Source organism: Arundinibacter roseus (genome assembly GCF_004348825.1).
Taxonomy (GTDB): Bacteria; Bacteroidota; Bacteroidia; order Cytophagales; family Spirosomataceae; genus Arundinibacter; species Arundinibacter roseus.
Genome location: NZ_SMJU01000003.1, coordinates 111,009 through 125,743 on the forward strand (window position 1 = coordinate 111,009; position 14,735 = coordinate 125,743).

The 14,735-nt window shown below is 45.9% G+C and carries 4 protein-coding genes; 3 read left to right on the forward strand and 1 reads right to left on the reverse strand.

The window, feature by feature from the left end; all coding sequences use genetic code 11:
* Positions 1-62: 62 nt before the first annotated feature.
* Entirely contained in the window at positions 63-785 is a 723-nt protein-coding gene (locus tag EZE20_RS05285; protein ID WP_165933412.1) for a LytR/AlgR family response regulator transcription factor, read from the reverse strand.
* Between the two features lie 349 nt (positions 786-1,134).
* Between EZE20_RS05285 and EZE20_RS05290 the strand changes: the two genes are divergently transcribed.
* From EZE20_RS05290 to EZE20_RS05300, 3 genes are all read left to right on the forward strand, one after another.
* Entirely contained in the window at positions 1,135-3,030 is a 1,896-nt protein-coding gene (locus tag EZE20_RS05290) for a tetratricopeptide repeat-containing sensor histidine kinase (RefSeq protein ID WP_165933413.1), read from the forward strand.
* A gap of 293 nt (positions 3,031-3,323) precedes the next feature.
* The gene (locus EZE20_RS05295; protein ID WP_132115276.1) at positions 3,324-3,626 is read left to right on the forward strand and encodes a hypothetical protein; all 303 of its coding nucleotides are present in this window, start codon (positions 3,324-3,326) and stop codon (positions 3,624-3,626) included.
* Positions 3,627-3,881: 255 nt separating this feature from the next.
* A complete protein-coding gene (locus tag EZE20_RS05300; protein WP_165933414.1) occupies positions 3,882-14,609 on the forward strand; it encodes an SdrD B-like domain-containing protein in 10,728 nt (3,575 codons plus the stop codon).
* Positions 14,610-14,735: the final 126 nt, after the last annotated feature.

The following is a 14,735-nucleotide window of genomic DNA, read 5'->3' on the forward strand; positions in this document are numbered from 1 at the left end:
ATAACTGGATTTTTTTTGGTGATGAATTGCCAGGAAAGTAATATATACAAGTAAAAATTGACCTATTTGAAGTAGGCATGAACCTCCTTGCGAAAACTTTTTCCAATCGGAAGTTCAATTTCTCCGGTTAGAATTACGGAGTTGTCCGTGATTTTTAGCACATGTAAGTTATTTATTACAAATTTATTATGTAACCTTAAAAAACTACCATCAAGGTCTTCTTCCAGCAGTCGGGCCAGCGATTTTTTAAGTACATACTTTCGTTCACGGGTGAAAAATTGAGCATAATTCCCCTCTGCTTCTATATAAACGATGTCCCGAAAATTTACCCGTTCGGTATACCCTGTTTTATGACTTAGATATATGAACTGACGGTCCAGCACTTTGTAATGTTTCGCTTGTAAATACTCTTCCAGGGTTTTTTCCAGGGCAGAATGAAGGGTGAATTTGTTTAGAGGTTTTGCCAGATAATGTAGTCTTTTATAATGCATTACTTCCTGATAAACCGATAATTCTGAGGAGCTTGTCATCATGACAATGGGTATAGTACTGTTCTTAAGACTTTTAAGCAACTTCAACCCTTCCGGTTTACCTTCAATAAAAATATCGGAAAGGATGAGGTCGGGTTGATGGGTTTCGAGGGCCAAGATAAGCTCTTCAAGCGAGGTACACCACGCTAGTACCCTGTATTTATAAGTTGTGCTGATTTCAGCATTTAGCATCATTTCGATCTGTATCTGATCAATCTCATTGTCTTCGAGGACGAGTAGGGTAATATCTTGCATGTAGGATAGGGTAGGGGGAAGGTATGCTTTTAACCAGTTCGGCAAAGTTATGTTTTGATACATAAAAATATAATTTTTTTATGTATCTGTTTTATGAAAATTAATTAGTACTTGAATTAGCATGTTGCATATTTTATGAATAAAAAATTAAAAGAATATTTCTACATTTAGTTTAGAAAAGACTTTCGGATGAAAAATACTTGATTTTAAAAAACTAAAAAGAAATTCAATCGGCGTTTTCACCAAAAATGACTTTTTGGCTATTAAAATGACTTTTTGTAAAAAGAGCAATTCTTTAATCGCCTTTTTGTTCCGAGTAAGGAATTTTTTGTTACATACCCTCTATTTTATGAAGTATCTATTAGTTCTATTTTTTATCGTTTTGATTTTTGTTCAAGACAGCTTTTCTCAACCAAAAAAAACTACTTCTTTTCGGGATTACTTTATTGTCAACATGAATCCCGATAGTCTTGAAAAGGAAGTCTATACCCGAAAAAATGAACCGGACCGATACCTGCACGAATTGCTGCGATTGGAATATAGTCGGTATAAAATTTCGGATCATTTCGGGAATGATCTATCCAGCATTCAGAGGTTACTTGCACGAAAGCCCTCGGGAATTGGCACGGCGATGTACCATTATATTCTAGGGTTACGCTACAAATCCGAAGATGCTCCCCGGGCACTTGGGTATTTTCAGCAGGCGCTTTCCTATTTCGAACGAACAAAAGACACATCCGGCCTGGCGCATTGTCACCTTGCGTTGGTGCGGCTGAATACCGATAATTTCAACGATAGTATTGGAGATACAAAAGGAGCGAAGTATTATTTTGATAAAACCGTTGAGCTGGTAGAAAAGTCATCTGATGAGCGCGACCGGATTAGTCTGCTGCCCCGGTACCTTGCTGACAGAGATCTTTTTTATGAGGAAATGCCGCTTACGGAAGTAGAAAAAGAATTCAGGAAAATTATTCAATTGGTAAGAAAATACCCGGAAATGACATTCATGTTAAAGGATATTTATCTTAACCTAAGTTACTTTTATTTAATTAATCAGAAATATACAAAAGCCATCGAAACGCTGAATTTATCTTTAAAGAACGCTTCGCATTGTAGTCCGTATAACCGGGTTACGATTTACTCAAATCTTGCGTCGGCCAACGAAGGACTAGAAGATTATGATGAAATGGAAAAACTTTTAGAGAAAATTATTGCAACTCCATTTCCCAAAATTCATTTTCATGAATATGTATACATTGAAGCAAATTTCGGGTTGGCATTAGCTGCCATTCAAACCAAAAAGCTCGATCGGATTATGCCCTATTTAATTGAATACGATGGCTTGAACCGGGCCCGTGCTGATCGATTAAAAACTCGTGACCTGCTAAACCTGCAAACCAAATACGAAACGGAGAAGAAACAAGCCACAATCAATACCTTGAATCTGGAAAAGCAGCTAATAGAAGATCGAAACCGGCTCATAATCGGCAGTTTGCTTGTGGCACTCCTGCTTTTGGCAATCGTTAGTTTTCTGGCTATTCGGCTTCGGTCCACCAATCGGGCCCTACAAACAATTACCCGAAGTCGGGATAAATTATTTACGGTTATTGCTCATGATTTGCGTAGTCCGATCAATACCTATCAGGGCTTAAGTGACACTTTGGGGTATTTAATCAAAAGCCAACAGGTAGATCGTATTCAGACCGTCGCACGGCAAATTGATCAAACCGGACAGAATCTTTCTCATTTATTGACCAACCTTTTTGAGTGGAGCCGCTCGCAGTTGGGACAAATTCAGCCGCGCCTGCAAAGCATCGATGTTTCTTCCTGGCTGAATGGTTTCTTGCCTGTATATAAGGATTCCGCGTTGGTGAAAGGGGTTGAGCTGGAAACCCGGATTGCGGAGAATATGACGCTTGTGTCTGACCCGGATATGTTGTCGGCAATTGTCAGGAATTTACTCGACAACGCCATTAAACACTGCGAACGCGGCAAGCCGGTTATTTTTTTAATGGATACCACCGCCCAACACACCCGTATCATAATTCAAAATACCGTCAGCCATTTTTCAGAAGGTAAGTTGCTGGATCTTCAGCAGCATTTATCGGGTCAAAAACCACTGATCTACGGCGAAGATAATACCGGACTTGGACTACTCCTCATCAAAGAATTTGCCGATAGTTTGCAGACATCTGTGCAGGTTTCTTACGTGGATGGATTACTTGCCTTTGAAATACACATTTGACAATTGGCACGATCATCAAAAATTTAAAAGTCTTAAAATTGACGAAATGAGTCAATTTTAAGACTTTTTGTCTTCGTTATCCGTACGATTATTGCCCCTACTTTGTTTCTGCTATTTATGTACAGTGCTTTAAGCCCTACTGTACCTGCATTTGGATCTCCTGTATTCATCGAGGATCAAAATAAACTTTTTAGCCAAAAAAAGACTAAATGAGCGTCTTAAATGACGTTTTGTCTACTTCTGTGGTCGTTTGTTTGCACGTATTTGTGTTGACACATTCAAGTTCAGAGCTTATGACTGCAACAGTTTACACAGCAAAACCCCCTCTCAATTTCCTGAGTGATTGGAGGCGTAAAGGCTTCCTGTTTATTTTTCTATTGGCGATTGCCGGAAACGTCAGCGCACAGCTGTTGGCCCGGGTTGATAAAGCGGGGAGTATCCCTGAGAAAGCAATTCCGCCAGGACTCAAAAAGGCCGACCTCAGCCCTCAGCAAGTAGAAGCCATGGAAAATGCCCTGAAAAAAAAGGCCGCTATCCTGCGGTTTGAACAAAATCAGGGGCAGTTGGGCAATCAAAACGGTTCCGATTATCACTAATGCTGATGGGATCATGGTTGATCAAAATCTAAAACCTTAATAACCAAGATTTTAGAGCCATTATGTTAAAGTAGAAGCAATGTAGATTCAAAGTCAAACAATAAACAGGCATAAGCCAATAATCTTTGAAGCATACATTCTCACTTTATATCCATAATGTTAAAAAATGGACCAAATAGTTTACTTATTCCTTCATTCTTTCTCTTACTGAATCCACTTACAATGTTCTCAGTAATGTTTCTATTGTCAACTAATATGATAAAATCTATCCTAAATCGCCAACCATCCGGCTCGTTGCACGTCGGTTCTTTCTATTGGCTTCGGCCAATGTACGCACGGCGGCACACCATGTGGTCGGCCTTGTTCAGCCTTTGGTGCGTTTTTATAGCTTCTGTCTCATTCGGGCAATCGCTCCAATGGAGTCAGTATACCGGGCATAACAACTCATTTATTAATGCCAACTCAAAAGCTTTTGCTATTGAACGAAGCTCCACGGGTTTTTTGTATGTATTGGGTTCAGGCAGGAAGGGGACCGGTGTAATACCTGTTTTTCAGACATCCGATATTCAGTACATCGGAACAGGTGGTGTTGACCAGGCCTACGTGAGTTTGTCGAAATACTCGCCTGATGGTAGTAAATTACTTTGGGTACGTATCTTCCAAAACACAACCATCCTTACACCAATGGGCTTGGCTTTGAATGCGGCCGGTGAGCCACTTGTACTTTTCGCAATTAACCCTACTAGTGCAACAATCGGTGCCAGTGCCAATCCGGCCTTTATCACAGCCAATGCCTGGCAATCTACGGCAAATTTATCGAATAATGGTAGCGTTGCGGTCCTGAGTAAGTTTGATGCGAATGGAAACCGTACTTACGGCACTTATGTGGGACCAACTGGTGGTAGTCTAACCATTAATTCAAGCGATGTTAATTCGGGCACCAATTTTAGTACATTATTCTCAGCACCGGATGGAACCACTTATCTCAGCTTTAGGGTAACTAAATCCAGCACACAAACCGGTATCATACCGACTACGGCAGCCGCTTTTCAGTCAAACTTTACACCCTCTACGTTAACATCGGCTGTGATGGTGATGATTTTCAAGCCTGACAATAGTCTTCAGTATTCTTCTTATTTCACTATTGGTGGAAGTTTAGTAAACAATGCTACTATGAGTAAATCGGGAGATTTATACGTAATGATGAGTGGTTCAGGCCTGGGTGTAATGCCACCCGTAACTTCCGGAGCAGCTTCCACTACGGCAAATGGCTCGATGATTATGCGTTTCAACAAATCGGGGAGCATCGTAGCAAATACATGGCAGACACCAATTGTCGGTAGCAATTATAACATAGGCTCAATTACTACAAATCCAACAAACGGGGATGTAGTAACGATTCAGCGGGCTACAGGCATGGTTCGAGTTTATGATGCCAACCTAACAACGTTAAAGTTAAACACAACGCCTTTCGGAGTAGCCTCCGGTGGTATTGGGACAGTAACAAAGATTGCCATTGATGATATTGGCAGATTACACACACTGATGTCAAATGCTAATTCAACCCCAATCACGACCGGTGCGTTTCAGTCTACCATGACCAACTCAACAGACGGCTCTTACTACGGTATAACTGACTGTAGTATTGAGAAAGTTGTTTATGGTACTTACCTCTCTGACCAAAATGACGAGGTAGCAGCGGGTACAAGTGTACCAAATGATTTTGTCTTGGATGGTTGTGATACCTATATTGTTGGACAGACAATAACGACCATCGGCTTTCCGATAACGCCAACAGCTTATAATGACAATGGTACTGCCACTGTTTCCGGCTACCGACTCACGCCTACTAATACTTCAACGGGAGCTCAGGGCTTTATGACGAAATTTAATTACCCCGTCATGAAACCCAATACCAATGTGCTTACTACGCCCGCAATTACAAATTTCTGTGCTGATGGAGGTGTATTACCTATTGATGGAACAAAAACCATATACATTACTCCAACGATTATTGGAAATGCGGATTCAAATCCTGCACCAACACCTACCCACTACCAATGGCAAATTGCCAGTAGTGCTACCGGTCCCTGGACTGATATTCCGGATAGTGACATAGAAGACCTTTCTCCTGATGCCTCTACTGCGGGCACCTATTTTTACCGTCGTATTGTTAGGCAAACATCGTTTGACATTGCATCAAGCTGTGTACCAAACTGCGACATAGCGGATACCAGTAATGTTATTTCGTTGACATTCTCGACCAATAAAACCCACTCAACCAATCTATCAAGTAAAACCTATGCTTTTTGTAAGAACAGCTCTCTGGCAGTATCTACAACGATTACACCTAGTGCTGATGGTTTACAAGCTCCTTATGCTTACAAACTTACAACTTTAAGTAACTTAATAGATGTAGTGCAAGGGCAATCGGGTACGGTTTCGGCTGCTCCTTTGACAATTGATTTAAACATTACACAAGAAGGAAAATTCCTTCTTCAGGTAACAGATTCACGTGGATGTACCAGTTTTGATACCTTAAACGTCGAGTATTTAAAACAGGATGCAGGCAGTCGTATTCAGTTTACGTGCGGAGCCACAACTATTAAATTAGGGCCTGCCTCCCCCGTAGGTGAGTATGCCAATTTCGTAACGAACACTTTCAGTTGGTCGCCAAGTACGGGTCTCGACAATGTTAATTTCGCATCTCCAACACTCTCTATATTGCCGGCGGTTGGTGCTTCAGCTGATTATTATTTAACGTTAAATGGCTGTTTAGTTGATACGGTGACAGTAAAAAACGAAAGTGTTACGCCGCTGCCTGCCCTTGCCGATATTGCCCGATGTCAGGGAGATACCGCAACGCTTGGAGTTGGTATTGTTTCCCAGGCCGGGGTAACTTATGAATGGGCACCGGGTTTAGGTTTAACATCCACAAGTACAGTCAACCCAATCTTGACAACCCTTTCCGCTCCGGCTGGTGTGAATGTAATCAACTATTATTTGAAAGCACAAAATGGTACCTCAGGCTGTGTACAATTTACTACCCAGAAAGTAACCGTTTACCGCACGCCCAACCAGTCGTTTCAGATTAAGGAGTGTATGGAAAACAGTTGCAGTACCACTTTGCCTCTTGGAGCTTCTAATATAGGTACCGTCTCGGAGCCAGGCATCAGTTATAGTTGGCAGGCACTTATTATACCCGGCACGGCAACAACAGGTATGCCCACGGCTGCCGATGTTATTGCCGGATTGACCAATCCCACCGGAGCAATGACCGATTTTGCACTCGCGAATCCAACACTTGGCAAAACGACCGGAACTTATCAGGTTTGGTTAATCAGAACCAGCTTTAACGCTGCTAACCCAGCATGCGTTAGACAAGATACTGCATTTTATGACTACTGTTCGTGTGGCTCCGGAGGCAACATCTGTAACTTGGCATTAGGTGCAGTGCCTGCGATTGCGTGTGGCGGACCAACTAATAAAATTGGACCTATCCAATATGCATCTAAGGGAACTTACATTTGGACTCGCCTGGATGGCACGCCCATCAACAACGAACTTTTCGACCCAATAACTAAAGTAGCTTTGACTCCGGGCGGACCTCATCCAAATCAGGTGATTGCCAACCCAAGTGGTCTGGTAGCTGTCAGCTATCGCCTGACACTGATTAACCCGGGGGCTGACACCTGTCGAATTGATATTAAAGTGTTTCCCGGAGCTATCGGTAAACCCAACGTCAATTATAGCTCGCCTCAATCAGTCTGTCAGGGAACTCCCTACACCATTGTTGGTCCTGCGGCAAATCCGGGACTCACGTACCTCTGGAGTCCGGAAAGTTTGTTGGCTACCCTTGCCGATACCGCCATCGCCTTGCCAACCATCAAAGGCTTGGCAGCCAATACTTCGGTGTATGTTACGGTGACCGACCCATCAACGGGTTGTTCTGTGCAAGATACCGTTTCACTGGTAGTATCGCCGGTAATTGTTGAAGCAGGCGACAATGCCACCTTCTGTTCGGCAGGAGATGACATAAGTGTTGGAGCTGGAGCCGGACTTGCGGGTTATACCTATCAGTGGACGGCCGTACCTGCTTCGGGCGTTGTGTTTGGGAATCCAACTCTGGCACAAACCACTGTTTCCTTACCCGCTACCGCAGTTGGAGGAAAAATAACCTTATATCTGACGGCCACAAACGGTCAAACAGCCGCTAATTGTTCGCTAATGGATAGTGTAGTTTTTACCTCAGCCGCATCTCCGGTTATTAGCATACCGATAACTAATAAATTGTGCGCAGGTGGTACACTCAATATTGGGCCTGTTACTCCCGCCGGACTAACCTATGCTTGGAGTGGACCTGGTATTATTGGCTCTACTACCGGCAGTTCTATAAGTGTTAACGCCGCAGGAACATATACAGTAACAGCAACACAAGGAACTTGCGTTGGCTCAAGTTCAATCGATGTTTCTTTGGCAACACCTCCTACGGTGACGCCCAACCCACCTGCTTCTTGTGCAGGCCCGGCAACCATTGGAGTCAATAATGCGGCTGATGCCGGCTGGACTTATACATGGGATAAACTGGATGGTCTGAAAAGCTATGCACCTAATTTCTCAACAATTACGGTTGAACCATCCACCAATACAACTTATACTTTAACAGCAACCCATGCTTCGGGTTGTGTGCTGACTTTTCCGATTGATGTCATAGCATCAGCTTATACAGCACAATTACCTACTATATATAATTTTTGTGAAGGTGGTTCATCTACTTTGGCACTAAATACTGCTCCAAGCGGAGCAACCTACGCATGGACGGCTTCGCCCGCAGATGCTTCGGACTATCTGAGCAGTACAAGTTCGGCACAGCCTTCTGTTAATTTGTCCACCGCACCGGCAGGTACGTATACTTATACGGTGACGGTAAGCTATGGCAGTGGCTGTCAGTCGACCGCAAGCACAACGGTTCGAGTTGGTAAAAAAATCAGCAATGTAGCTGGTTTCGATGCAGAAATTTGTAAGGGTACTTGTACAAGTATCGGTCTCACCGCCGTATCTGGTGTGAACTATGAATGGTCGGCTTCGCCTGCTGACCCAACCCTGATGAATATCTATTCGGCTAAACCAACCGTATGCCCAACCGAGACAACTACGTACACCATAAGATATTCCAACGCATCAGGGTGTGTTTTCACTGATGAAGTAGTCGTGAAAGTATTGCCTACACCTACGCTGACCGTTAAAGACGTCGTAGCCTGCGGACCTGTAACGCTTGATTTGGCCACGGCCATTGTAAATACAACGGGAACAACAAGCACCTATTGGCTAAATTCAAGCGCAACTATCGCAGCTACAAATCCGGTCAATACATCCGGTACATATTATATTAAATTAGACGATGCTGTCTGCTCAGTGATTATGCCGGTAAATGTGACATTTTCTGATTTGCCTGATGGGACATTGAAGGTTTCCTACAATTGTGAAACCCAAAAAGGAACTTTGCAGATCAGCAACGTAACGCCCGGTGCCCGCTACGATTATACGACGGGTGCAACCTATACGGGTTCAAAAACTTTCGCCACTGCATCAATCATCGGTGGAGGTGGTTTACTATCGACAAACTTACCAACTCCTCCTATTGGTGGACAAAGTTACACGGTTCGTTTATTTGGCTCAGACAGCACTTGTTACAACGACATTACAGTAGAATTAGATAATTTATGCCCTGTCGGCAGCCTCGGCGATTTCGTCTGGAAGGACCTGAACGATAACGGTCAGCAGGATGCAGGCGAGCCGGGTGTGAATGGCGTGAAGGTAATTCTTTGGTCAGCCGTTGGCGGTGCACCGGGTGCAAAGCTTGATTCAACGACCACCGCCGGAAACGGAGCATACAGCTTTACTAATTTGGGTAAAGGCGATTATATCGTGCAGATTGACGTAACCACACTTCTTGATTCGTGCCTGATTTCTTCAAAGCAAAATATCGGTGACGACGCAAGCGACAACGATTTCTCAACCGATGGTTTGAGTGAAGTTGTTACACTTGATCCAACGCTGACTGGTCTTAACAAAGACAACCCAACAATCGACGCGGGCTTGATTTCACCAAAAGGTAGCCTGGGCGACTTTGTTTGGAAGGACCTGAACGACAACGGTCAGCAGGACGACGGCGAGCCGGGTGTCAATGGCGTGAAGGTAATTCTTTGGTCAGCCGTTGGCGGTGCGCCTGGTGCGAAACTCGACTCAACGACCACCGCCGGAAACGGAGCGTATAGCTTTACGAATTTGGGTAAAGGTGATTATATCGTGCAGATTGACGTAACCACACTTCCCGATTCGTGCCTGATTTCTTCAAAGCAAAATATCGGTGATGACGCAAGTGACAACGACTTTACCACCGCTGGACTTTCGACGGTTGTAACGCTTGACCCAACCCTGACGGGCTTGAACAAAGACAATCCAACAATTGACGCGGGCTTGATTTCACCCAAAGGCAGCCTCGGCGACTTTGTTTGGAAGGACCTGAATGACAACGGACAGCAAGATGTCAGCGAACCGGGTGTGAATGGCGTGAAGGTGATTTTGTGGAGCGCCAGCGCAAGCGGTCAGCCGCTGGCCAGGCTGGATTCCACCACCACTGCCGGAAACGGAGCATATAGCTTTACGAATCTGGGTAAAGGCGATTACATCGTGCAGATTGACGTAACGACGCTTCCCGATTCGTGCCTGATTTCATCAAAGCAAAATATCGGTAACGACGCAAGCGACAACGACTTTACCACCGATGGACTTTCGCCGGTTGTAACACTTGATCCAACGCTGACGGGCTTAAACAAAGACAATCCAACGATTGACGCGGGCTTGATTTCACCCAAAGGCAGCCTCGGCGACTTTGTTTGGAAAGACCTGAACGACAACGGGCAGCAGGACGCAGGCGAGCCGGGTGTAAATGGTGTGAAAGTCATTCTGTGGTCAGCTGTTGGCGGTGCGCCGGGAGCAAAGCTCGACTCAACAATTACCGCTGGAAACGGAGCGTATAGCTTTACGAATCTGTTGGCGGGTGATTATATTGTACAAATCGACGTATCGACGCTTCCCGATTCCTGCCTGATTTCACCAAAGCAAAATATCGGTAACGACGCAAGCGACAACGACTTTACCACCGATGGACTTTCGCCGGTTGTAACACTTGATCCAACGCTGACGGGCTTAAACAAAGACAACCCAACAATTGACGCTGGTTTGATTTCACCAAAAGGTTCACTTGGCGATTTCGTCTGGAAAGACCTGAACGACAACGGGCAGCAGGATGCCGGCGAGCCGGGCGTGAATGGTGTGAAGGTGATTCTTTGGTCAGCCGTAGGCGGTGCGCCGGGAGCAAAACTGGATTCCACCACAACCGCTGGAAACGGAGCTTATAGCTTTACGAATCTGTTGGCAGGCGATTACATCGTGCAGATTGACGTAACCACACTTCCCGATTCGTGTTTGATTTCATCAAAACAAAATGTTGGTAACGACGCAAGCGATAACGATTTCTCAACCGCTGGACTTTCGCCGGTTGTAACACTTGATCCAACGCTTACAGGTCTTAACAAAGATAACCCAACGATCGACGCTGGCTTAATTTCACCAAAAGGTTCACTTGGCGATTTCGTCTGGAAAGACCTGAACGACAACGGGCAGCAGGACGCAGGCGAGCCGGGAGTCAATGGCGTGAAAGTGATTTTGTGGTCAGCCGTAGGTGGCGCACCGGGAGCAAAACTCGATTCCACCACAACCGCTGGAAACGGAGCTTATAGCTTTACGAATCTGTTGGCAGGCGATTACATCGTGCAGATTGACGTAACCACGCTTCCCGATTCGTGCCTGATTTCTTCAAAGCAAAATATCGGTAACGACGCAAGCGACAACGACTTTACCACCGCTGGACTTTCGCCGGTTGTAACACTTGATCCAACGCTGACGGGCTTAAACAAAGACAACCCAACGATTGACGCTGGTTTGATTTCACCCAAAGGCTCATTAGGCGACTTTGTTTGGAAGGACCTGAACGACAACGGGCAGCAGGATGCTGGCGAGCCGGGTGTGAATGGCGTGAAAGTGATTCTTTGGTCAGCCGTAGGCGGTGCGCCGGGAGCAAAACTGGATTCCACCACAACCGCCGGAAACGGAGCGTATAGCTTTACGAATTTGGGTAAAGGTGATTACATCGTGCAGATTGACGTAACCACGCTACCCGATTCCTGCCTGATTTCACCGAAGCAAAATGTTGGTGATGACGCAAGCGACAACGACTTTACCACCGCTGGACTTTCGCCGGTTGTAACACTTGATCCAACGCTTACAGGTCTTAACAAAGATAACCCAACGATCGACGCTGGCTTAATTTCACCAAAAGGTTCACTCGGCGATTTCGTCTGGAAGGACCTGAACGACAACGGTCAGCAGGATGCAGGCGAACCGGGTGTCAATGGTGTGAAGGTGATTCTTTGGTCAGCCGTAGGTGGTGCGCCGGGTGCAAAACTCGACTCAACCACCACCGCTGGAAACGGAGCGTACAGCTTTACTAATCTGTTGGCGGGTGACTACATCGTGCAGATTGACCTAACCACGCTTCCCGATTCGTGTCTGATTTCATCAAAACAAAATGTTGGTAACGACGCAAGCGATAACGATTTCTCAACCGCTGGACTTTCGCCGGTTGTAACACTTGATCCAACGCTGACTGGTCTTAACAAAGACAACCCAACGATTGACGCAGGTTTGATTTCACCCAAAGGTTCACTCGGCGATTTTGTCTGGAAAGACCTGAACGATAACGGACAACAGGACGCAGGCGAACCGGGTGTGAATGGTGTGAAGGTGATTCTATGGTCAGCCGTGGGAGGTGCGCCGGGAGCAAAGCTTGACTCAACCACGACTACCGGAAACGGAGCGTATAGCTTTACGAATCTTCTGGCGGGTGACTACATCGTGCAGATTGACATAACCACGTTGCCGGATTCGTGCCTGATTTCTTCAAAGCAAAATATCGGTGATGACGCAAGCGACAACGACTTTACCACCGCTGGACTTTCGCCGGTTGTAACGCTTGACCCAACGCTGACGGGACTCAATAAAGACAATCCAACGATTGACGCAGGTTTGATTTCACCAAAAGGCAGCCTCGGCGACTTCGTCTGGAAAGACCTGAACGACAACGGGCAGCAGGATGCAGGGGAGCCGGGAGTCAATGGCGTGAAAGTGATTCTTTGGTCAGCCGTGGGAGGTGCACCGGGTGCAAAGCTTGATTCAACGACCACCGCTGGAAACGGAGCGTATAGCTTCTCGAATTTGGGTAAAGGCGATTACATCGTGCAGATTGACGTAACGACGCTTCCCGATTCGTGCCTGATTTCTTCAAAGCAAAATATCGGTAACAACGCAAGCGACAACGACTTTACCACCGCTGGACTTTCGCCGGTTGTAACACTTGATCCAACGCTGACGGGCTTGAATAAAGACAACCCAACGATTGACGCGGGCTTGATTTCACCCTGTGTAGCGCCAACGTTTGCTGCGACCGATGCCTCAGCTGCTACCTGCGATGGCAAAACGGCCCAAAATGATGCGTCGTTTGTGGTGACCGGAATTAGTGGTGGAAATAAATTCAGCTTCGCCACTTCGGTAGCCGGACTGGCAAACTATTCATCCGCAACGGCGTTAACCGGATCGACTATCACCGTAGCTAATCTGCCAAACCCGGTGCAGACAACCGGACAAACTTACATTGTCCGAATCTTCAACGGCAAGGATGACTGCTTTACGGATGTAAGCATTCTGGTTCCCTATCGTGACTGTGCCGATGTGTGTGTCAAACCAGATGCCGGACCTGCGCAAGTATTTGTTTGTCAGCCTGAAACTTCTGTAATTCTGCCTGACGCTGCGGCTGGCGAAGAATGGATCAGTGCGGCAACCAATCCGTTTAGTATAAGTATTTCTGCCCAAACAGGAGTTGTTAGCGGGCTGAATGAAAATGGTGTGTATATGTTCATTCTTCGCGATGCTACGCTTGGCAGTACGTGTTCGGATACGGTATTCGTCTTCCGGGGTGTGCTCGAATTGCCCAACCAAACCACCTGTTTTGACACGTTAACCCTGCCAACCGTGGCGGGTGCTACCTGGACAGCGATGGCTGGAAACCCGGCGACGATTACGTCAAGCGGCAAAATCAGTGGCATGAATAGCGTAGCAACCAACTACTCGTTCATCATCAGCAATGGTCAATGCAGCGATACGATTGTAGTCACTCGTCTGAATTGCAACAAGACCTATGACCTGGCGCTGGACAAAGCAATTGACAAAAAACTGGCGATGCTGGGTGAAACGCTGACTTACACGATCCGGGTTTGGAACGAAGGTGAAGCCACGGCGCATGGCATTGAAGTTACCGACGAATTAAATGCCGGAGTTCAGTACCTGAGCAGTACGGCTGACATCGGCAGCTACTCGCAGCTGACCAAAAAGTGGAGCTTCGATAGTCTCGCTGTGGGAGACACAGTAAGTCTGAAAATCAGCGTAAAAATCATCGCTGCCGGCGTATGGTTCAACACGGCTGAGATCACGAAGATGACCGAAGACGACGTAGACAGTACACCCGGCAACGGCGATGAAACGGAAGACGACATTGATCGTGAGTGCTTTACAGTACCCGTTTTACTGTGCCGTGGACAGGGAAGTGCTCTGACGCTAAATGTACCACAGGAATACACGGGTGTGGTTTGGTTCCGCAAGGCACAAAACGGACAGCCGGTACAAGTGGCTATTGGCAATTCCTACACGGCAAGTGAAACCGAACTCGGAACTTACGAGTACACCTTCACATCCACGTCGGGAACATGTCCTGCCGAAGGTTGCTGCCCGGTTATTATCGTGGTGGAAGACTGCTGCCCGGTAGATGTTTGCGTACCGTTTGTCATTACAAAGAAGAAAAAGTAATACGAGATCATACAAGGTTCGCAGTATTTAAAAAGGCTACCTCAATCAATTGTGGTAGCCTTTTTAAGTAAAATAAGTTTCCATGTACACCGAATCCAACGGACTATGTTATGCATAGAGGCGATT